This window comes from Streptomyces sp. NPDC057474 (assembly GCF_042802555.1).
Classification (GTDB): domain Bacteria; phylum Actinomycetota; class Actinomycetes; order Streptomycetales; family Streptomycetaceae; genus Streptomyces.
In genome coordinates this window covers 46,897-66,093 of the sequence record NZ_JBHVDX010000028.1, presented here as the reverse complement: position 1 = coordinate 66,093, position 19,197 = coordinate 46,897, and the positions used below count along the sequence as shown (strand labels likewise).

Sequence of the window (19,197 nt, the reverse complement as noted above, 5' to 3'; positions counted from 1 at the left end):
CCACCGGCACCACCGAGCAGCAGCGGCCGTTCGACCGCCGCAACCACCGAGCAGAACGGACCGCCAGTCATGACCAGCGAGGCGATCGCCACCGTCGAGGCGTACTTCGACGCCTTCGGCACCCGCGACCTGGAGCGGATCCTCGTCCACTTCGCTCCCGACGTGACGTGGACGATCCCGGGCGACCCGGCGCTGACCCCCTGGGCCGGGAGCCGCACCGGCCCGGAGGAGATCCGGCAGTCCCTCACCGCGTTCTTCGCCGACGTCGAACCGCTCACATTCGAGCTGCGAACCATGGTGGAGACCGACGGACGGGTCCTGGTACCGGGCCGGTACACCTCCCGGTTCCATCCCTCGGGACAGGTGCTCAAAAGCGAGATGATCCTGCGTTTCACCGTCGCCGACGGCCTGATCACCGACTACCGCGTCTTCGAGGACTCGCTCGGCATCACCCGTACCCACCTCGGTGAACCCCTCACCACCGCTCCCGCCGCACCGACGCCGACATGGACGAGCGACGAGCTCGACCGCATCGGCGGAGCGGCCGAGTTGGAGGTGTCACCGCTCCGGCGTGACGCCACCCCACGCCGTCCGGTGCCGATCTGGGTCGTCCGCGACGGTGACGACCTGTACGTCCGCTCCTTCCGGGGTACGGACGGCGGCTGGTGGCGCACGGCCCGCACGAGCCACATGGGGAGCATTTACTCCGGCGGCGTCGACAAGGACGTCACTTTCGTCGAGGTGCCGGACTCCGGCGTCAACGACCGCATCGACATCGCGTACCGCACCAAGTACGGCCGCTTCGGCGGCGCGTACGTCAATCCCATGGTCGCCGCACGCGCCACGACGCTGAAGCTGGTGCCCAGATGAGCAACACGCGCCCGGTGGCGGCCACGGGACTCCCGCCGGCCGTCCGCCCGACTCAGGAGCAAGCCCCATGATCGGTCTCGAACTCGTCGTACTCCTGGGCGTGGCCGTGCTGGTCGGCCAGTACGTCGCTCAGCGCCTGGGCGTCGCACCGCCCGTCGTGCTGCTGGTCGTGGGTGCCCTTGTCGGGCTGGTCCCCGCCGTGCGCCAGACGCAGCTTCCCCCGGAAGTGGTGCTGCTGCTCTTCCTGCCGGTGTTGCTGTACTGGGAGAGCCTCACCACGTCCATGCGGGAGATCCGCACGAACCTGCGCGGAATCGCCCTGCTCAGCACGGTCCTGGTGATCTTCACCGCGGGCGCAGTCGCGGTCGCCGGACACGCGCTCGGACTGCCGTGGGGACCGGCCTGGGCGCTGGGCGCGGCCGTGGCGCCCACCGACGCGACAGCGGTGGGCGTCCTGGCCCGCGCCCTGCCGCGCCGTCAGGTCACCGTGCTGCGCGCGGAAAGCCTCGTCAACGACGGCACCGCACTGGTCATCTTCGGTCTGGCGGTCGGTATCACCGTCGGCGAGGAACACCTCACCCTTCCGCACGTCGGCGCGCTGTTCCTCCTGGCCTACGGCGGAGGGGCGGCGGTCGGTGTGGCGGTCGCCTGGGTCAACATGAATCTGCGGCGCCGCCTGGAAGATCCCCTGCTGGGCAACCTCGTCATGATCCTGGCCCCGTTCACCGCCTATCTGCTCGCCGAGTTCATCCACGCCTCCGGCGTCCTCGCGGTCGTCGTGAGCGGGCTGATCATGGCCCAGGTGGCTCCGAGCCTCATCCGCGCCGAGCACCGGCGTCAGGCCCTGGCCTTCTGGCCGCTGCTCACCTTCATCATCAACGGCACCCTGTTCGTCCTGGTCGGAGTGGAACTCCAGTACGCACTGCGCCACCTGAACCGGTCCGACCTCCAGGACGCCCTGACCGCGATCGGAGTGGTCAGCGTGGTGCTGGTCGTCGTCCGGTTCGCGTTCCTGTTCTCCTCCGCCTACCTGATCCGCGCCATCGACCGGCGTCCCCAGCAGCGGCTGCGGAGAATGAGTCACCGGGCCCGGGTCGTCAGCGGGTTCGCGGGCTTCAGGGGCGCGGTGTCGCTCGCAGTGGCGCTCTCGGTGCCGGAGGCCCTCGACTCCGGCGCTCCCTTCCCCGACCGTGACTTCATCGTCTTCGTCACCTCCGGCGTCATCGTGGTGACCCTCGTGGTGCAGGGACTGCTGCTGCCGCGCGTGGTGCGCTGGGCCCGGCTGCCGCACGACACCTCCGTCGACGAGGAAGAGGTCCTCGCCGACACCACCGCGACCGAGGAAGCCCTCCAGGCACTCCCGCAACTCGCCGACGAACTGGGCACCACCCCGAAGGTCACGGAGTGGCTGCGCCAGGAACACGAGGCCCACCTGGCCACCGTACGGGCCAGAGGCGCGGGCTCCGACGGCGATTCCGCCCTGCTCCACAACCGCCACTACACCGACCTCCGCCTCGCCCTCATCGCCCACAAACGCGCAACCGTCGTACGCCTGCGCGACGAACGACACATCGACGACACCGTCCTGCGCCGCCTCCAGGCCGCCCTGGACAACGAAGAGGTGCGGCTGGCCGGACGCGAACAGGCGGAGTGAGCCGAGCCCGACACCCGCCCCCGCCTCGCCGCGTTTCAAGTTGACGATCCGACAGGACAAACTGAACGTTTCCTCAGGTCACAGCCGTGCTGATGTGGGGCGGGTGGGACTCGAACCCACGGCCGACGGATCATGAGTCCTTTGAGGATCTTGGCGGGCCTTGCCGATCAACGCTCATCCATGACGTTTCCGCAGTTCAGACGGGGTTATCCATGCGGGTGCTCCTCAGTCCTTGTCAGTCTGTTCCTGTCCTTGTGTCCCCAACTCGGCCTCAATGAGGCCCGGCAGGATCGCACTGACGGTGCAGAGGACGATCACGCCGGCTCAAGGACGGGAATCGAACCCGCCCGCAGCGGATTCCCGTTCCAACGCGCAGAGCCCCTCCCCCGCGGGCAGAGTTTCGCGGCCGGGTTTCGCAGGCCGGCATCTCAACTCGCCAGCCTGGTCTGCGGCCACCCCTTCGACATGGCCCACCTCCCGCAAGACAGTGCCTGTGCTGCCTGAATCCGCACATGGACGAGGGAATCGCGGCTGTCGTAGCCGTCGGCATCGGCGCCTGGGCGCTCTGATCTGGGCGTATCTCGACTGTCGGGTGGGGCGAGCATAGGTTGACGCCACTCTTGAGGGAGTTAACGGACGGCGCTGAAAACGCGGGGCGCAGACGTCTGCAGCGCGGACGCGGTCGGCACCGTAGGCATCAGACCGCCTCGGTCACCGTCATCCAGCGCCACTGGGTGAACTGCTCCAGGTTGGCGGTGCCGCCGACGCGGGAGCCGTTGCCCGATGCTCCCATCCCGCCGAAGGGGGCGTTCGCAGCATCCTTGGTGGAGACGTCGTTGAGGTGCACCATGCCGGTGCGCAACTGCTCGGCGATGGCCGCCGCCCGCGGCACCGAACGGGAGTGCACAGCCGCCGTCAGGCCGTATTCGGTGTCGTTGGCGATCTCGACAGCCTCCGTGTCGGTACGGAACGCGACGACGGGGGCGACGGGCCCAAAGACCTCCTCGGTGAAGGCGGGCATGGTCCGCTCGACGTGGTCCAGGACGGTGGGCGGGTAGAACAGCCCGTCGCGGCGTCCGCCGGCCAGCACCCGTGCCCCGGCGGCCACGCTCTCGTCCACGATGCGTTCGATCCTCGCGGCCTGGCGCTCGCTGATCACGGGACCGAGGGCCACGCCCTTCTCTCGGGGGTCGCCGACCCGCAGCGCCTTGGCCTGCCCGATCAGTGCCTCGGTGTACGGCTCCACGAGGTCGGCGTGCACCAGATGACGTCCGGCGGCGACGCAGGCCTGCCCCTGATAGCCGAAGGAACTCATCGCCCCGGCTGCCGCGGCGGCGTCGACGTCCGCGTCGTCGAGCACGACGATCGAGTTCTTGCCGCCCAGTTCCAGAGCCACCTGCTTGAGCCCGTCGCCCGCGGCACGGGCGACCGCCCGTCCTGCCTCGGTGGAGCCGGTGAACGCGACCATGGCGACGTGGGGATCAGCCACGACCGCCTCACCGGTGCCCGGGCCTCCGGGCAGGACGTGGAGCAGCCCCTCGGGCAGTTCGGCGTCCTCGAACAGCCGCGCCACGACGACACCGCCGGACACCGGTGTGTGGGGATCGGGCTTGAGCAGGACGGCGTTGCCCAGCACAAGCGCGGGCGCGAGGGCCCGCATGGCGAACAGCAGGGGGGCGTTCCAAGGGGTGATGACGCCGACCACCCCCAGCGGTACCCGCCATGCGTAACTGGCCTGACCGGGCATCGACGGGCTCAGGATCTCGCCGCGGGGCAGCGACGCGAGCCCGACGGCCTGCGCCAGTTGGCTGAGTCCGGCCGCGATCTCGTAGTCGCCCTTCGCCGGGACGCCTCCGGACTCCCTGACGATCCACTCGCGGATCGCCCCGCTGTTGTCGCGCAGCGCCCGAGCGGCGCGGAGCAGGACCTCGGCGCGCTCCTGGGGTGCCGTCTCGGCCCAGGCCCGCTGAGCCCGGGCGGCCAGGGCCCCGGCCCGGGCGACATCCGCGGGCGCCGCCACACCCACCTCCGCCAGCCGCTCCCCCGTGGCGGGTTCGTTCACCGACTGAGCCCCGCCCTCGGACTGCCGCCAGCCGCCGCTGTAGATCTTCCCAGTCCATTCGGTCGCGTCCGGCCACGTTCCCTCGCCGGTGACAGTCATGGCACGCCTTTCCATCATCAATGCATTTATACCCCTTTTTATGCCTATACCTTTATAAAGCGTATATGTTCAACCCCTCTCCCGGTTGCTCCTGGCCGGGCCGGGACGCACGGTGGAAAGACCAAGGTGAGGGCGGATGAACGTGATGACGGGTTCTGAAGCCGCCGACGACGACCGGGCGGCGTACCGGCCGGACGACCTCATCGACGAGTCGGCCACGGCCAGAGCCACTGTGGATCCGGACGGCATCGTGACCGGGTGGAGCGAGGGAGCACGGCGGCTGCTCGGATACCGGCCCGCGGAGGTCATCGGTCGGCCCGCGGCGTCGCTGCTCGCCGGGGAGCCGTCCGCCGAGACGCTGCGCTCCCTGCAAACGCTGCCGAGGTGGAACGGGACGGCGACTCTCCTGCACCGGGACGGCCACCGCCTCGCGGTGAACCTGCTGGCCCACCGCCGGGAGCCCGACTGCGAGGACAACGGGGGCGGCGAGTGGCTGCTGGTCTCCCCGCTGGCCCGGCCGTCGTCGCCTCTCCAGAACGAAACACTGGTGATGTGGGCGTTCACCCGGTCCCCGTCCACGACGGCGCTCTACGACACCGGCCTGCGGCTGCGGCGCGCGAACGCGGACATGGAACGTGTGATCGGCCTGCCCGAAGCGGCGATGCAGGGGTTGCGCGTGTCGGAGATCGTGGTCGACCCGGAGGGCGACCGGACGGAACAGTGCATGCGGCGGGCGCTGGAGACCGGCGAACAACAGCATCTGCAGCAGATTCTGCACCTGGCGGGCCACGAGCGCGAGAGCATCTGGACGACTTCACTCACCCCTGTGCGGGACGCCGGGGGAACGGTACGGGGAGTGCTCCTCTCCGCACACGACATGACCGAGGAGCACCTGGCCCGGGGACGTCTGGCCCTGCTCAACGAAGCCAGCATCCGCATCGGCAGCACTCTGGACCTCGCCCGGACCGCTCAGGAACTCGCCGACGTGGCCATCCCCCAGCTCGCGGACTTCGTCACCGTCGACCTGCTCCCCGCCATCGAAGGCGGCGACGACCCGCGCGCCGGCTCACCGCCCAGCCCCGTCATGCTGCGCCGTGTCGCCTACCAGTCCGTCCTGGAGGGCTCCCCCGAGGTCGTGGTGGGGCGCGGAACGGTGGCCGCGTACCCGGACGATTCGACTGCGGCCAGGTGCCTGACCACCGGCCGGCCGCTGATCGAGAACGTGACCGCTTCTTCGATGCACCGGGTGGCGAGCCAGACCCCGGACCGGGCCGAGCGGATGCGACGCTACGGCTTCCACTCGGTGCTGGCCGTGCCGATGCGCGCCCGAGGCATCACTCTCGGCGTGGCCACCTTCTCCCGCCACCGGCGCCCGGAACCCTTCGAGCAGGACGACCTGCTCCTGGGCGAGGAGATCACCGCCAGGGCCGCCGTCTGCATCGACAACGCCCGCCGCTACACCCGCGAGCGCCGCACCTCCCTCACCCTGCAGAGCAGTCTCCTGCCACAGCGGCTCCCCCCTCAGGCCGCCGTCGATGTCGCCTCCCGTTACCTGCCCGCCAGCACGCAGGCCGGCGTCGGCGGCGACTGGTTCGACGTGATCCCGTTGTCTGGCGCCCGGGTGGCGCTCGTCGTCGGCGACGTCGTCGGCCACGGCATCCAGGCCTCGGCCACCATGGGACGGCTGCGCACCGCCGTGCGCACCCTGGCCGATGTCGACCTCCCGCCCGACGAGCTGCTGACCCACCTGGACGACCTGGTCATCCACCTGTCCGCTGAGGCCGAAAGCGCAGCCGGCACCACCGGCGACATCGGCGCGACCTGCCTGTACGCCGTCTACGACCCTGTCTCCCGGCGCTGCACCCTGGCTCGCGCGGGTCACCCCGTACCCGCGGTGGCGACCCCGGACGGCGCCGTGGAATTCCCCGACGTCCCCGCGGGCCCGCCGCTGGGGCTGGGCGGCCTGCCCTTCGAAGTCACCGAGATCGAACTGCCCGAAGGCAGCCTCCTCGCGCTGTACACCGACGGTCTCATCGAGGACCGTGGCCGCGACATCGACGAAGGCCTCGACGCGCTGCGCGAGGTGCTGGCCCGGCCGGCTTCGTCCTTGGAGAGCACCTGCGACACCGTGCTCCAGACGCTTCTCCCGGACCGCCCCGCCGACGACGTGGCGCTGCTGATAGCCCGCACCCGCGCCCTGGACGCAGCCCATGTCGCCACCTGGGACGTGCCGCCCGATCCCTCAGCGGTCGCCGAGACCCGTAAGAACACCTGCCGGCAGCTGGCCACCTGGGGCCTGGACGAGGCCGCCTTCGTCACCGAACTGGTCGTCAGCGAACTCGTCACCAACGCCATCCGCTACGGCGGCGCCCCCATCGAGCTCCGGCTCATCCGCGACCGCAACCTCATCTGCGAGGTCTCCGACGCCAGCAACACCTCCCCCCACCTGCGCCGCGCCCGCACCTTCGACGAAGGCGGCCGCGGCCTGCTCCTGGTTGCCCAGCTCACCCAGGGCTGGGGGACCCGCCAGACGTACACCGGCAAAACAATCTGGGCCGAACAGGCCCTCCCCATCACCTGACAGCGGAGCGGATCAGGTCCTCACGGTGAGTCACGGGCGAGCGGGGCAGGCCTGCGTGCGGAGCAGCACGCCGGTGAAGATGTACTGGACCCAGCAGCGAAACCCGAACGCCTCACAGATCTCCTGGACACTGCCGGGGTCACGCACGTCCGGCCACACCCGTGGATTCCCACGCACCAACTCCATGCCCGTACTCGACGCCCTCAAAGCACTACCGATCAATGACGAGGACCGTACCGGCTACCAGCGCACCAAGTTCCGCCACTGGATCGACGAAGACCGCGACTGCGGGTCACAGGGTCGGTGACCGGGCGTCGGAACACGGTCAGCTACCGGCAGCCCGTAGTCCGATCAGCTGAACGGAGCCCGCTGCCAACCCGCCCGACCACCTGCCGCACCAGGACCATGCGGCACTACACGAGGGGGGCGAGTCCCCACGGGGCCGTTTCCTCTTGGGGCAGTTCCTTGGCGCCTACGGCGATCGCCAGACGCGATCCTCGCGAGGTCACAGATCCAGACGATCGCCACATCGAACCCGGAGACACACGCAGACGACTGGTCGGAGCGCAGCCCCTCCTGGACGCATTCCCGATACCGGCGGCCTCAGGATGGCCTCAAATCATGGCTCCGTCGCAGCACAGCGGACCAGACGAGGTCTCGCCAGCTACGCACCTGCTCCCATTCGTGCAGGTCAGACGAGTGTCAGTCGACGCAGACGGCCCCGGCCCCAAACTCACGAGCAGCGGATCTACTCCGTTCAGGAAAAGTTGACGCTCCGACACCCGAAAATTTACATTTTCGCAGGTCAGGAGCCTGCATGGTGGGGCGGGTGGGACTCGAACCCACGGCCGACGGATTATGAGTCCTTTGAGGATCTTGGCGGCCCTTGTCGATCATTGCCGATTCACGCCGTTCTTGCAGGTCAGACGTGCTGATCAGTGTCAGCCCTGTGCAGTGCTTGTCGGTCTGTCCCTGTCCTTGTGGACCCTCAATGGCCCCTGGGGGTCGATGAGTTGGACGCTTACCACAGCAGCAGCCGCGTCCGCCCAGTTCAGCCAAGAGGATGGAACCTTCGCACAGCGGAGTCCCTTACCGACGAGATGTGGCTCCACCCCTTGTCCCGGGGTGGAGCATCATCCCTGACGTCAAGGCGCGAGCCTGTCCACCGGACCGCTCATCGACCTGGGTCGCAGCGCGTCGACGGGTCAGCCAAGGACATAGGTCTCATCACCGAAGTCAGCGACGATCTTCAACTTGCCGCCGAGCGCCTTGACGTAGGCGGCGAGGGTGTCGACCTCGCTGCGCTCCAGTTGACCCTTCTCGATGCGTGAGACGCGGGCCTGGGTGACACCCATGGCTTCGGCGACCTGGACCTGTGTGGTGTGCTGCCGCTTCCGCAACTCGGCAAGACGGTGCACACGGGAGGCCAGGACCATCGCCTGCGCCCCCTTTTGAATCTGGTCCCTTTCAGCATCGGTGAAGGCGAATTCCTCGGCCAGGTCTCCCCAGGAGACGGCCTGCGGGTCCTTGAGGTGATCAGTCATCGTGCCCCGTCCTCTCCATCGATTCGCTTCAGATGCTCCGCGTACGCCTGCTCTGCCTGGGGCACCGCGACGCGATACCAGCCGGACCAGTTGCCCGCCTTGTCGCCGCCCACCAGGATCACTGCCTGGCGGTCCGGGTCGAACACGAACAACAACCGCACTTCAGTCGCCCCCGCCGAGCCAGGGCGGAGCTCCTTGAGGTTCGACAGCGCCGAGCCCTTGATCGTATCCACCAGAGGCCGGCCCAGCGCGGGACCTTCCTTCTGAAGGGCAGTGACAGCTTGACTGACCTGAATCAGGGTGTCGCGATCAGTGCGGCGCAGGCCGTGAAGCCACGAAGAGCCGGCTCGACCACGACAGTCTTCCAAGCCATACACGCGTCCCCCATCTGCGCTTATTACACTGGCGGCATACACCACTGACGTCATAATTGGAGAGGGCTACCGTTCTCGCAGTGCGGACGTACCGCCGCTGATCCTGCACGATGCCGCGGCGACCGCATCCTGCCACTCGACGTCAAGGGGCGGCTGCGCTGCGCGCCGCTGCCGTCTGCCGAGTACGTGGCGATCGAGGGCACACGGGCCGCCGTGGACTTACACGGAGAGGCCGACGACGCGCTGCTGCCCTTCCTTGCCGAGGAGCCGTTCAGGCGCTCGGCCACATGCTCCGCGAGAAGGGCGACCCGAGTTCCGTCAGCTACCGAAGGGCGAAACCTGGTGGCCTGTGAGGTCGTCGCGCAAGCACAGGAAGCGGGCGGGTGGCGGTACTGACCCTGGACGACTGCTCATCGGCAGGGAACTCCGCAACCAGGTCGGGCCGTACGGGGGCGTCAGGCCTCCCGCCTGGAACAGGCGAACACCAAGCTGTTGGCGCGGCCGGAGGAGAGGGACGCGGAGCTGGAGGCCGCCCGGGCGGCCAACCGCGAGCCGACCCGGGCCCGAACCAGAAGGAAGCCGCGCACCGCTGGGGCCTGGCCGGCCCGGTCGTCCAGCTTCCAGTCGACGTAGCCCTTGGCTGCGGAAGGCGCGCTCCGGCGGAGCGCCTCCCGCTTCGACCGCCACCCCGAGGAGACCGATGCAACCGCGGCCGATCTTGCACAGCCCGAGCGACAGCAAATACTTGGCTAGCCACATGTTTGCTGTTACGTTGATTATGTGTCCAGCCACCTAAATGGGTGGCGACATGAGAGGAGCCATCATGAAAGCCATCCTGTTCGACCGTTTCGGTGGCACGGAAGTGCTGCACGAGGCGGACATCGAGGTCCCGCAGCCCGGCCCCGGGCAGATCCGCGTCCGCGTCAAGGCGGCCGGGCTGAACGCGCTGGACGGCAAGATCCGCTCTGGGGCACTGGAGGCCGTGTTCCCCACGCCGCTCCCCTCCGTCCCCGGTCACGAGCTCGCCGGCGTGGTGGACGCCCTCGGCGAGGGCGTGCAGGACGTGCAGGTCGGCGATGAGGTGCTGGGCTGGTCGGACACCGGCTCGTACGCCCAGTACGCGCTGGCCACCACCGTGTCCCCCAAGCCAGCCGGCCTCGACTGGCAGCACGCGGTCGCGCTGCCGGTGGCCGCCGAGACGGCCGAGCGGGTCCTGGACCTGCTCGGCGTCACCGCCGGGGAGACCGTGCTCATGCACGGCGCGGCCGGAGCGGTCGGCACCCTGGCGGTCCAGCTCGCCACGGCCCGCGGAGCACGCGTCATCGCCACCGCCGGCCCCGCCAACCAGGACTACCTCACCTCGCTCGGCGCCACCGCGACCCTCTACGGCGAGGGCCTGGTCGAACGGGTCCGGACGCTCGCCCCCGACGGCGTGGACGCGGTGTTCGACCTGGCCGGCAAGGGAGCCCTCGAGGACTCCATCACCCTGCGCGGCGGCACCGAGCGCATCGTCACCATCGCCGACTTCCGCGCGCACCAGCTCGGCATCACCTTCTCCAGCGGTGGCCAGGAACGCTCGGCCGCCCGCCTGGCCGCGCTGGCGCAGGACGCCGCGACCGGCGACCTCGTCACCACCGTCACCGCCTACCCGCTCGATCAGGCCGCCACGGCCCAGCAGATCAGCGACGCCGGGCATGTCCGGGGCAAGCTCGTCCTCACCCTCGACTGATCACGCCCGCCATTCCCTCTTGTTCCGATCATCACCTGGCCATCACCGCACCGAAGGACCACGCATGCTGAACGCCCTCTGGACGCCGACCACCGTCGGCGACATCTCCCTCCCGCACCGCCTGGTCATGGCCCCCATGACCCGTGACCGCTCCACGCCTGAAGGCATACCGACCGAGCTGAACGCCGAGTACTACGCCCAGCGGGCCTCGCACGCGCTCATCATCACCGAGGGAACCCAGCCCTCCACCGACGGCCAGGGCTACCTCCTCACCCCCGGCATCCACAATGACGATCAGATCGCCGGGTGGCGCAAGGTCACCGACGCCGTGCACGCGGCCGACGGCCGGATCGTCATCCAGCTGATGCACACCGGACGCATCTCCCACCCTGACAACACCCCCCACGGCCGTCAGCCGGTCGCCCCATCGGCGATCCAGCCGCAGGCCGCGATGTTCACCGCGTCCGGGCCCCAGGAGATGCCGACGCCCCGTGCGCTGTCGACGCAGGAGGTCGCGGCGACCGTCGACGACTTCCGCCGCGCCGCAGCGGCCGCCGTCGCGGCAGGCGCCGACGGCGTGGAGATCCACGGCGCCAACGGCTACCTCGTGCACCAGTTCCTCGCCGACAACACCAACCAGCGCACCGACCGCTACGGCGGCTCCATCGACAACCGCATCCGCTTCGCCGTCGAGGTCGCCGCTGCCGTAGCCGACGAGATCGGCGCCGACCGCACCGGCCTGCGCATCTCCCCCGGCAACCCCTACAACGACATCGCCGAGTCCGACACCGCCGAGCTGTATCCGGCACTCCTGCGCGCCCTCAGCCCGCTCGGCCTCGCCTACCTCCACATCCTCCACGCCGGCGACGACGCGCTGCTGGGCACCCTGCGCGCGCTGTGGCCGACCACTCTGATCCTCAACCGGGCCGGCACCGACCTGCCCACCCGCGCCAAGGACGTCGACAACGGCACGGCCGACCTTGTCTCTGTCGGTGCCCTCGCGCTCGCCAACCCGGACCTGGTCGAGCGGCTACGCTCTGACGCGCCGCTGAACACCCCCGACCCGGCGACCTTCTACGGCGGCGGAGTGGCCGGCTACACCGACTACCCCACCCACACCGTCTGAGGAACCGATGCCCGCCCCCACACACCGCACCCCCTCCACGGCCGGCGAGGGGCCGATGAGCTACGCGATCTTCCAGCTCGCCCGCGCTCACCGCGCCCGCGCCGCCGCCATGCTCCGCGAGATGGACCTGCATCCCGGACAGGAACTGCTGCTGATGCAACTTCTCGACCGGGACGGCCAGACCCAGTCCGAACTGCTCGAAAGCGTCGGCCTGGACCACTCCACCGTCTCCAAGTCCCTGCGCCGCATGCAGGACGCCGGCCTGCTCATCCGCGAGCCGGCCGAACACGACCGGCGCGTCATGGTCGTCCACCTCACCGACCAGGGCCGTGCCATGCGCGAGCCCATCGCTGCCATGTGGCGGGCCCTGGAGGAGACCTCCGCGCGGGACCTGTCGGCGCAGCAGGCAGAGTCCTTCGTCCGCACCGCCTACGCCATCACCGACGCGATCAACAGCCGCGCTCTTCCGCGGGAAGAGGCCGAGTAACTCCCCTCGGCTTGCACCCCGGTTCCGGCCTGGTGTGCGAATCGTTTCCGGCGTTCCTGCGAAGTGGACAGTGCTGCAGCGCACTCGGCTCACGAAGGCCCATGCTGAACGGAGCCAGGCTCCCCGACTGTCGGAAGAAGACCCGGCGAGCCGAGCCGGCGGATGCGGTGGAACCCGCCCGTTCACTCCCGTACCTCGGGGAGAACCGGGGTGAACGGGCCTCAGTGTGAGGGGCAAGCGCGAGCTGTCCCGATGGAGGCAGGACGGAACTCATTCGGGGCCAGGGCGACACCCGCGGGGCCTGCGAGCCCTTCCCCGTCGCCGTCCGGCCCGCATGAAGGTTGGCCGCATCACCCGCGTCCGGGCCGCCTTCGACCCCCGCGAGCTCCTGCAGGCCGCCGGTGACCCGCGCCGCGGACCCGCCCACCACAGGCCAACCCCCTGAGCGACCCGGGCCGACGGCGCCCGCCTCCCGCGACCACCATTACCCCGCCCACCCAATTCCCCTCACCACCACTGACCTGATGGAAAGTGAGACCCCCATGACCACCACCCTCCCCGTCCTCGTCGTCGGCGCGACCGGTTCCCTCGGCGGCAAGGTCGTCGACGAACTGCTGGGGCGCGGTAAGAACGTCCGCGCCCTGGTCCGGCCGACCACCGACGCGAGCCGGCTCGAAAACCGGGGTGTCGAGATCGCCCGCGGCGACATGCTCGACCTCGACTCGCTCGTCGCCGCCATGAACGGCGCCGATGCCGTCATCACCACCGCTGCCGGCTACACCCGCGGCGGCAAGAACGCGCACGACATCGACACCGTCGGCAACGCCAACCTCGCTGAGGCCGCCCACCGCACCGGCATCCGGCGGTTCGTCCTGACCAGCATCCTCACCAGCGACCAGACGCCCCAGGTCCCGCACTTCTGGCACAAGAAGCTCGCCGAGGACAAGCTCGAACAGCTCGGCGTCCCGTTCGTCGCACTGCGGCCGGGTGCCTTCCTCGACCAGATCGCGACCATGGCGGGCAACCCGATCGACAAGGGCCGCCTGGCGTGGATCGGCAAGACCACCGTCCCGCTGACCTTCGTCCACACCTCAGACCTCGCGGCGTACCTGGCGGCCGCCGTCGACGCCGAGGCGGACAACGGTGAGCGCATCGACATCGGCTGGGACCGTCCGGTCAGCATGCGCGGGATGGCCGACCTGATGGGCAACCGGGCCGGCAAGGAGATCAAGGTACGGGCCGTCCCCTCCGTCGTCGCCCGCGCCGCAGGAGCCATCGCCGGACGCTTCATGCCCCTGGTCAAGGACATGGCCGCGATGTTCAGCTGGTTCGACAGCGGCCGCTACGTCGCCGACCCCCGCCGCCAGGAGCAGCTGTTCGGCCCCGCCCCCACCGCCGAGGACGTCCTCGGCCGGTACACCGACGAGCTGGGCACGGCGCAGCACCGGTGACCAGCCCGCATGCCGGTCCGGCCGCCCGGGCGGGGCCCAACCGGTGAGTGGGAGGACCGCTCTGACAGATCGCCGTACATTCCTGCCGCACCCGGAATGGGACTGCCGGGCCGACTCCAGCCGGGCTTCACCTGAACTGGCAAAACCACGGCACCTGCTGCGGTGGCAGCGGTTCCTGACAGCCAGGAGCTCTCCAGGGGAGCGACTGTGGCGCGAGGCCAGCCGAGAGGGTCGAGTGACCCATCGGGGCCGTTTCCCCTTCGGGCCGTTTCCTTGCCCCTCGGCCATCGCCGGGACACTTCCTCAGCAGCGACAGGTTTTCCACAGCACAGACGGCAGCCGACGTCGCCCTACCGCGTCCGCGCACCCGCCGCGCCGGTATCAGCACTGCCTCCTCCGCCGCCGGCCCGGTACTCAACTGTCCGCCCTGTGGATGGCTGCCCCAGCCACGCAACCATCAAATGGGACAACGAATCGACCCCGAAACACCGTCGGCCTGGACACGTCTGCGCCGTCCCGGCCCCTGTACGGCCCCTGGGTCCTGGCATCGGCCCTCAAGGCAGTCGCCCAGGCCGCGAGCGACACCCTCGATCATCTACTCACCCGCAGGTCAGGGGGTGGAGCTCCCCCGAGCACCGCCCGACTCCAAACCCACGAGCAGCGGATTCAGTCCGTTCAGGCAAAGTTGACGCTCCGACAGCCAAAAACGAACGATTCCTCAGGTCAGAAACCTGTAGTGGTGGGGCGGGTGGGACTCGAACCCACGGCCGACGGATTATGAGTCCATTGGGAATCTTGGCGGTCCTTGCCGATCCATGCCGATTCATGGCGTTCTTGCAGGTCAGAAGCGTGCACCTGTGTCGGCCTTGCGCGGTCCTAGTCGGTTGATTCCTGTCCTTGCGGTCCCTCGCTGGTCCCTGCCGCTCCATGAGAGACCTGCCGACACGGAATCCCGGACGTCACTCCAGCTCAGCGGACGCAGTCGAACCATGGCGCAGCGGATTTCCCTACCACGCGCAGAGGCTAAGCCCCGGATGTCGGGGAGGAGATTCTGCGAACAGTCGCCACAAGTCAAACGTCTACGGGGAGTGCGGGCCCGTGCGGTCTGAGCGTCCAGGTCGACGACGGCGTGGAGCGCACCGTGCTGTGCGCCGGCCCGTACTTCGCGCTGGAGCGGTGGCGGGCGGGCACGACGGCGCCACTGGTGCGGGAGTTCTCCACCGCGCTGGTCGTCAGCAACGTCGGCGCCCCGGTCAGCGTGGAGTCCGGTGGCCGGTCCGAGCGGATCGGGCGCGCCCGGAGCCTGCTGCTCCCTGCCGCGCTGGGCCGCGTACGCATCCAGGGGCCCGCCGACGTCCTCCTCGGCTACCTGCCCGACCTGGAGCAGGACATCCGCACGCGTCGCGATCGCCTACGCCCGCGAGGGCGCCGACGTTCTCCTCTCGTACCTGGACGAGGAGGGCGACGACGCCCGCGACACGGCGCGCTGGGTGGAGGAGGCCGGCCGCAAGGCGGTCATGGTGCCGGGCGACCTGACCGACCCTGCCCACTGCCGAGACGTGGTGGCACGGGCCGTCGAGGAGTTCGGCCGCATCGACGTCCTGGTCAGCAACGCGGCGTTCCAGATGTTCCGCGACTCGATCGAGGAGATCCCCGACGAGGAGTGGGACCACACGCTGGCGACCAACCTCAGTGCCATGTTCCACCTCTGCAAGGCGGCGGTGCCGCACATGAAGCCGGGGGCGTCGATCATCGCGTCCAGTTCGGTGAACTCCGACACACCGCCGCCGGGTCTGCTGGCGTACAACGCGACGAAGGCCGGCATCGCCAACATGGTCGGCTCCCTGTCCCAGTCGCTCGCCGAGCGTGGCATCCGAGTGAACAGCGTCGCCCCCGGGCCCATCTGGACGCCGCTCATCCCCGCCACGATGCCGGCCGAGCAGGTCGAGGACTTCGGCGCCCAGACGCCACTGGGACGAGCCGGACAGCCGGCCGAAGTCGCTCCCGTGTACGTGATGCTCGCCTCCGACGAGGCTGCCTACGTCTCGGGCGCGCGCATCGCCGTCACCGGTGGCCAGCCCATCCTCTGACCTCCATGTCCTCTGACACGCCATCAGGAACCGGGAGGCAACCGTGGACTGGTACCCCTTGCGGCTGACCACCCCGGTCAAGCAGCACGTCTTCGGCGGCCGCGCCCTCGCCGAACGGCTGGGCCGTACCGGCCTGCCCGACGGCCAGGTCGCCGAGACGTGGGAGGTCAGCGACGTGGACGGTGAGGGAGCGCGGGTTGCGGACGGCCCGCTGGCCGGACGCACCCTGCGCCGACTCGTCGAGGACCACCCCGGCGAACTCGTGGGACCGGGATGGCGCGGCCCACGCTTCCCGGTGCTGACCAAGTTCATCGACGCCACCGGCGCCCTCCCGGTCCATCTGCACGCCGACGACGACACGGCGCGCCGCCTGGAGGGCGAGCCCCACGGCAAGACCGAGGCGTGGCACGACCTCGACGCGGCCCCGGGAGCCACCGCCCTGGTGGGGGTGAAGGCCGGCGTGGACCGGGAGACGCTGCACCGGGCGCTGCTCGCACAGGACTTCGATGCGGTCATGCGCCGGCTTCCGATGCGGTCCGGGCAGACCGTCTACGTGCCCGGTGGCACGTTGCACAGTTTCGGGCCCGGCACCCTGGTCTACGAGATCGAGCAGACCTCCGACATCCAGCAGCACGCCATGCGGCGGCACATGGAGGACGGCTCGGAACTGGACGACGAGGAGTGGCACACCAACCTCGGTCGGCTCCTCGACGAGTGGCGTCCCGGACCGCGTCCCGAGTTCCACTCCGTCATGGAATCGGTGCAGACCCACTGCGGTCGCTCGACGTCGAGGACATAACCACCGGATCGCCGGACGATGTCCGCCCCCTCCGCGACGGCCAAGGCTTGCCGCAGACGGGAGACGTAACCGTAAAGCGCGTTCCGGACCCGCTGCGGAGGACGGTCGGCCCAGACACGCTCGACGAGCTGTTCCACCGAAACCACCTGGTTGACGTCCACCAGCAGCACTGCCAGCACACACCGCTGCCGGGCATGCCCCAGATCGACGATTCGGCCGCCCACACGCGCCTCGACGCTTTCGAGCACATCGAACTCAACCGTCACCGCACGCCCCCGAGTCTCAAGTCCCCACCTTGGGATAGCACCTTCGACCAGCCAATTCAACGTTTGTCCAAGATTCACCGACGGTCGGCCGCGCACCGTGGTGCAGGACAGGGAAGAGCGCGACACACAACGCCGAGGCTCAGCTCGGCAGGCGTCGAGCCGCACAACGAACGGACGGCCACGACGAGTGGGCAGGCATCAACCCGGGGTGGAATGGCACCTACCCGCAGGAGTTGCCCCGGGTACGTACAGGAATCGCAGCAGAACGCCGGTTGTCGGGCTGATCGCACAGCAAGCTCACCCCACTGCGGGACGCAGGCGACAAGGCCCTTGGGCCGCTGTCCTGTGCCGTGCGGCGGGATGCCGACACCCCGGTGAACACATCAAGCGCCATGCCCATGCATGCCTCCCCGTTCGCCTACGGGGAGACAGCCACAGCGCACCATGCTCGTCCTCCCTCAGGGAGGACGAACGCAAGTAACCCTCCGCCATGCTTCAAACCGACCCAACCAAGGGAGCAAGCAGAATGCAGAGAATCCTTGCCAAGGCAGGCATCACGCTCGGCGGACTCGCGCTGGCAGTAGGAAGCACCACCGTCGTGGCACCGACCGCCCAGGCGGCCGGGACGTCGACCACCGCGCACTTCGAGGGCAAGACGATCGACCTGTCCAAGGACTGGGGCGCTGCCAAGGCCTGCAACGTCCAGCGCGGCGTCATCGACTGCTTCCGCACCGCCAAGGAGAGCGACACAAAGGCCGCTCAACAGGCCAAGACCGCAAGCCCCCGCACTGCCCAGGGCTACTGTTCCACCCCGCTGCGCCTGTACGAGCACGCCAACTTCAACTCTTCCCCCTACCCCCAGGGCCGGATCCTGTCGTTCTACGACAGCGGCTACTGGCAGAACCTGGGCGACTACGGCTTCAACGACCAGACCTCTTCCTACAAGACAGGCAATTGCGCCACCTCCTTCGCCAAGGACAACGATGGCAGGGGAAGCAACCCCTCCCCTGTCTACGTCGGAGCGTGGCAGTCCGACGGGTACATGGGAAACGGCAGTTGGAATGACCTGGTGAGCTCGATCGCGCTTTACTGACCCAGAGCCGCCGACCGCAGGAGGGCTGGTTCAGCATGGCGTACCTCCTCAGGACCCACGCTGGTTGGCCGGCTTGGGCGAAGTGCAGTACGACCGCTTCGCTTCGTCAGTGACAACGGGTCGTGCGTGGCGCTGTCCTGGCTGCCGGAAGAACCGGTCCGGGAGAGTTCCCGGCATTCGCTGAGCGACATTCCGGAGGCGGCGCGGAAGCGCGGTTGAACCGAATCCGTAGCTTGCGGCGACGGCGTGCGCGGTACGTGACCGCAAAAAAAAGGGGGCGTGCCGCGACTCGCCGGCCACGACCACCGGACCTGCAGCTGACACCGCACGCTGAGCGCACCAGGCCCGTCCTCCCCAGGGAGGACGGGCCCACCCGGTATTGGCGCGGTGAGCTCTTCCTGTCGCAGTCCGCGAATCCGGCGCAGACCGCGGTAGCCGTCTCGCACGCCTACATCAGCCGGCTGCAGTCCCGCCCGCTGAGCACGGAGGAAGGCGACGAGTTCGGCACCGCGGGCTGCTGGCCGGTCCTCCGGGACACCGCTCCATGCCTACTTGACCCCGCGCGAGATGTATCGGCCCAGCCATTTCCGCAAGGAGCTTCGTATGGCAGATCGCTGGGCCCCGTGCTGGTCATCGGTGCCACCGGCCGGCAAGGTGGCGCGACCGCACGGCAACTGCTCGAGTGCGGCCGACCGGTCAGGGCCCTGGTGCGCCCCCGATTCACCCCCGGCCAGGGCACTGTGTGGCGGGAGCCGACGTTGTCGGCGGCGACCTGGACGATCCGACGTCGCTGCGGAAGGCGATGAGGATACGAGCCTTCGACGAACAGCTCACCCAGATGGTCACGTTCTGCAATGAGCGGCCTGCCGGTCTGCCCGACGTCTCAGCCCTGCGGGAGCACCCTCCCGGCCTGATGAGCCTCGGGACCTGGTTGCGCAGCACCGGCTGGAAGCCCTGAACCCGGGAAACGAG

16 protein-coding genes and 1 pseudogene are annotated in these 19,197 nt (G+C 69.2%); 13 read left to right on the top strand and 4 right to left on the bottom strand.

The annotated features are described in order from the left end of the window. Positions 1-870: DUF2255 family protein (locus ACFU53_RS11185; RefSeq protein ID WP_383989118.1), on the top strand; the 870-nt coding region annotated here is incomplete at its 5' end. Positions 871-937: 67 nt separating this feature from the next. Further along, positions 938-2,524: a Na+/H+ antiporter gene (locus ACFU53_RS11180; protein WP_383989115.1), complete on the top strand. Its 1,587-nt coding sequence runs from the start codon at positions 938-940 to the stop codon at positions 2,522-2,524. Positions 2,525-3,221: 697 nt separating this feature from the next. Here the strand turns inward: ACFU53_RS11180 and ACFU53_RS11175 are convergent. Further along, positions 3,222-4,685: an aldehyde dehydrogenase family protein gene (locus ACFU53_RS11175; RefSeq protein WP_383989112.1), complete on the bottom strand. Its 1,464-nt coding sequence runs from the start codon at positions 4,683-4,685 to the stop codon at positions 3,222-3,224. Positions 4,686-4,821: 136 nt separating this feature from the next. On the opposite strand from ACFU53_RS11175, the gene ACFU53_RS11170 reads away from it, so the two are divergent. Continuing rightward, positions 4,822-7,266, top strand: a complete 2,445-nt coding sequence (locus ACFU53_RS11170) for a SpoIIE family protein phosphatase (protein WP_383989109.1) — start codon at positions 4,822-4,824, stop codon at positions 7,264-7,266. 55 nt (positions 7,267-7,321) lie between these two features. Continuing rightward, positions 7,322-7,573, top strand: coding sequence for a hypothetical protein (locus ACFU53_RS11165; protein WP_383989106.1), 252 nt, complete (start codon positions 7,322-7,324; stop codon positions 7,571-7,573). Positions 7,574-8,471: 898 nt separating this feature from the next. Here ACFU53_RS11165 and ACFU53_RS11160 read toward each other — a convergent pair. Together ACFU53_RS11160 and ACFU53_RS11155 are read right to left on the bottom strand one after the other, a co-directional pair. Next, positions 8,472-8,810 carry an XRE family transcriptional regulator gene (locus tag ACFU53_RS11160; RefSeq protein ID WP_383989103.1) on the bottom strand — a complete coding sequence of 113 codons (339 nt, stop codon included), beginning with the start codon at positions 8,808-8,810 and terminating at the stop codon, positions 8,472-8,474. Then, positions 8,807-9,187 carry a type II toxin-antitoxin system RelE/ParE family toxin gene (locus tag ACFU53_RS11155; RefSeq protein ID WP_383989100.1) on the bottom strand — a complete coding sequence of 127 codons (381 nt, stop codon included), beginning with the start codon at positions 9,185-9,187 and terminating at the stop codon, positions 8,807-8,809. The genes ACFU53_RS11160 and ACFU53_RS11155 overlap by 4 nt, the downstream gene beginning before the upstream one ends. A gap of 820 nt (positions 9,188-10,007) precedes the next feature. Here ACFU53_RS11155 and ACFU53_RS11150 point away from each other — a divergent pair. The 6 genes from ACFU53_RS11150 (at position 10,008) to ACFU53_RS11125 (ending at position 16,866) form a co-directional block, all read left to right on the top strand. Beyond that, the gene (locus ACFU53_RS11150; protein ID WP_383989098.1) at positions 10,008-10,913 is read left to right on the top strand and encodes an NADP-dependent oxidoreductase; all 906 of its coding nucleotides are present in this window, start codon (positions 10,008-10,010) and stop codon (positions 10,911-10,913) included. Between the two features lie 64 nt (positions 10,914-10,977). Beyond that, positions 10,978-12,039, top strand: a complete 1,062-nt coding sequence (locus ACFU53_RS11145; RefSeq protein ID WP_383989095.1) for an alkene reductase — start codon at positions 10,978-10,980, stop codon at positions 12,037-12,039. Between the two features lie 7 nt (positions 12,040-12,046). After that, positions 12,047-12,526, top strand: a complete 480-nt coding sequence (locus ACFU53_RS11140; protein ID WP_383989092.1) for a MarR family winged helix-turn-helix transcriptional regulator — start codon at positions 12,047-12,049, stop codon at positions 12,524-12,526. A gap of 542 nt (positions 12,527-13,068) precedes the next feature. Beyond that, a complete protein-coding gene (locus ACFU53_RS11135) occupies positions 13,069-13,977 on the top strand; it encodes an SDR family oxidoreductase (RefSeq protein WP_383989089.1) in 909 nt (302 codons plus the stop codon). 1,268 nt (positions 13,978-15,245) lie between these two features. Then, positions 15,246-16,067: an SDR family oxidoreductase gene (locus ACFU53_RS11130; protein WP_383989086.1), complete on the top strand. Its 822-nt coding sequence runs from the start codon at positions 15,246-15,248 to the stop codon at positions 16,065-16,067. A 43-nt stretch (positions 16,068-16,110) separates the two neighbouring features. Then, positions 16,111-16,866 (top strand): class I mannose-6-phosphate isomerase, encoded by a 756-nt coding sequence (locus tag ACFU53_RS11125; RefSeq protein WP_383989083.1) that lies wholly within the window; start codon positions 16,111-16,113, stop codon positions 16,864-16,866. Positions 16,867-16,919: 53 nt separating this feature from the next. On the opposite strand, the pseudogene ACFU53_RS11120 reads toward ACFU53_RS11125, so the two are convergent. After that, a pseudogene (locus ACFU53_RS11120) lies at positions 16,920-17,003 on the bottom strand (regulator); the annotation flags it as partial. A 655-nt stretch (positions 17,004-17,658) separates the two neighbouring features. Here ACFU53_RS11120 and ACFU53_RS11115 point away from each other — a divergent pair. The 3 genes from ACFU53_RS11115 to ACFU53_RS11105 all read left to right on the top strand — a co-directional run bounded on the left by ACFU53_RS11115 (position 17,659) and on the right by ACFU53_RS11105 (position 19,183). Further along, positions 17,659-18,225 carry a hypothetical protein gene (locus ACFU53_RS11115; RefSeq protein ID WP_383989080.1) on the top strand — a complete coding sequence of 189 codons (567 nt, stop codon included), beginning with the start codon at positions 17,659-17,661 and terminating at the stop codon, positions 18,223-18,225. Positions 18,226-18,347: 122 nt separating this feature from the next. Next, a complete protein-coding gene (locus ACFU53_RS11110; RefSeq protein WP_383989077.1) occupies positions 18,348-19,031 on the top strand; it encodes an NmrA family NAD(P)-binding protein in 684 nt (227 codons plus the stop codon). Next, entirely contained in the window at positions 18,968-19,183 is a 216-nt protein-coding gene (locus ACFU53_RS11105) for a hypothetical protein (RefSeq protein ID WP_383989128.1), read from the top strand. The genes ACFU53_RS11110 and ACFU53_RS11105 overlap by 64 nt, the downstream gene beginning before the upstream one ends. Positions 19,184-19,197 lie beyond the last annotated feature (14 nt).

Coding starts and splice junctions, on each gene's coding strand:
- ACFU53_RS11180 (WP_383989115.1), top strand. CDS start 938: ATGATCGGTCTCGAACTCGTCGTACTCCTGGGCGTGGCCGTGCTGGTC.
- ACFU53_RS11175 (WP_383989112.1), bottom strand. CDS start 4,685: ATGACTGTCACCGGCGAGGGAACGTGGCCGGACGCGACCGAATGGACT.
- ACFU53_RS11170 (WP_383989109.1), top strand. CDS start 4,822: ATGAACGTGATGACGGGTTCTGAAGCCGCCGACGACGACCGGGCGGCG.
- ACFU53_RS11160 (WP_383989103.1), bottom strand. CDS start 8,810: ATGACTGATCACCTCAAGGACCCGCAGGCCGTCTCCTGGGGAGACCTG.
- ACFU53_RS11150 (WP_383989098.1), top strand. CDS start 10,008: ATGAAAGCCATCCTGTTCGACCGTTTCGGTGGCACGGAAGTGCTGCAC.
- ACFU53_RS11145 (WP_383989095.1), top strand. CDS start 10,978: ATGCTGAACGCCCTCTGGACGCCGACCACCGTCGGCGACATCTCCCTC.
- ACFU53_RS11140 (WP_383989092.1), top strand. CDS start 12,047: ATGCCCGCCCCCACACACCGCACCCCCTCCACGGCCGGCGAGGGGCCG.
- ACFU53_RS11135 (WP_383989089.1), top strand. CDS start 13,069: ATGACCACCACCCTCCCCGTCCTCGTCGTCGGCGCGACCGGTTCCCTC.
- ACFU53_RS11115 (WP_383989080.1), top strand. CDS start 17,659: ATGCAGAGAATCCTTGCCAAGGCAGGCATCACGCTCGGCGGACTCGCG.